Consider the following 1,338-nt stretch of genomic DNA (forward strand, 5'->3'; position numbering starts at 1 on the left):
GCGCCGGGCCGCGCGGTCAGGGTGCCCGTGTCGCGGTCGTAGACCAGGCGTGGCCGCAGCTCGGCGAACTCGGTGGACGGGTACTTGCCCGACAGCAGGTCGAGGGTGGCCTCGTACACGCTGCGGGGCAGGGTGGCGAAGGGGGCGCTGCGGCGCACGGTGTCGAACCAGCGGTCGGCGTCCAGCGGCTCCAGCGCCGCCGCCGCGACCGTCTGTTGCGCGAGGATGTCCAGCGGGTTGGCGGGCACCCGCATCGTCTCGATCTCGCCGGTGAGCATCCGCTGCACGGTCACCGCGCAGCCGATCAGGTCCGTGCGGTGCTTGGGGAACAGCACACCCTGGGACACCTCGCCTACCTGGTGGCCGGCCCGCCCGATGCGTTGCAGGCCGCTGGCCACCGACGGCGGCGCCTCGACCTGGATCACCAGGTCGACCGCGCCCATGTCGATGCCGAGCTCTAGGCTCGACGTCGCGACGACGGCCTTGAGCAGGCCGCGTTTGAGGTCCTCTTCGACCAGGGCGCGCTGTTCCTTGCTGACCGAACCGTGGTGGGCGCGCGCCAGCAGCGGCTCGGCGCCGTAGGTCTGGCCGCTGCCCATGATGTGCGCGGGCGCCCCGCCCGCCACCTTGGGGTTGGTCTCGCCGGACCGGTCCAGGCCGCAGCGTTCGGCGTGAATCTCGTTGAGCCGCGCGGTGAGCCGCTCGGCCAGCCGCCGCGAATTGGCGAACACGATCGTCGAGTTGTGCGCCTCGATCAAGTCGACCAGCCGCGCCTCGACGTCGGGCCAGATGCTGTTATTGGTCAGGTTGGCCATGTCGGGCACCGGCACCTGGACCGTCAACTCGACGGTCTTGGCCGCTCGGGGCGCCACGATGGTGGTCGGTTGCTGGCCGGACAGGAACCGGGCGAGCTCCTCGGGCGGGCGCACCGTCGCCGACAGCCCGATGCGCTGCGCGGCCGGACCCTCCCGGAGTTCTTGAGACAGATCCTGGAGCCGCTCCAGCGACAGCGCCAGGTGCGCGCCGCGCTTGCTGGCGGCGATGGCGTGGATCTCGTCGACGATCACCGTCTGCACGCCGGCCAGGGTCTCGCGGGCGGCCGAGGTGAGCATCAGGAAGAGGGACTCCGGCGTGGTGATCAGCACGTCGGGGGGCCGCGCGATGAGCTGACGGCGTTCGGCGGGCGGGGTGTCGCCGGACCGGACGCCGACGCTGATGGCGGGCGGCGGAAGGCCGTGGCGCTCGGCGATGCGGGTGAGCCCCGCCAGCGGGGTGCGCAGGTTGCGCTCGACGTCGACCGCCAGCGCCTTGAGCGGGGACACGTACAGCACGCTGGTG

At 72.3% G+C, this 1,338-nt stretch carries 1 protein-coding gene; it reads right to left on the reverse strand.

Annotation, left to right across the window (positions count from 1 at the left end; translation table 11 throughout):
* Positions 1-1,338: DEAD/DEAH box helicase (locus A5695_RS25190; RefSeq protein WP_156749836.1), on the reverse strand; the 1,338-nt coding region annotated here is incomplete at both ends.

The sequence above is a fragment of the Mycobacterium sp. E1747 genome (assembly GCF_001667775.1).
GTDB lineage: Bacteria > Actinomycetota > Actinomycetes > Mycobacteriales > Mycobacteriaceae > Mycobacterium.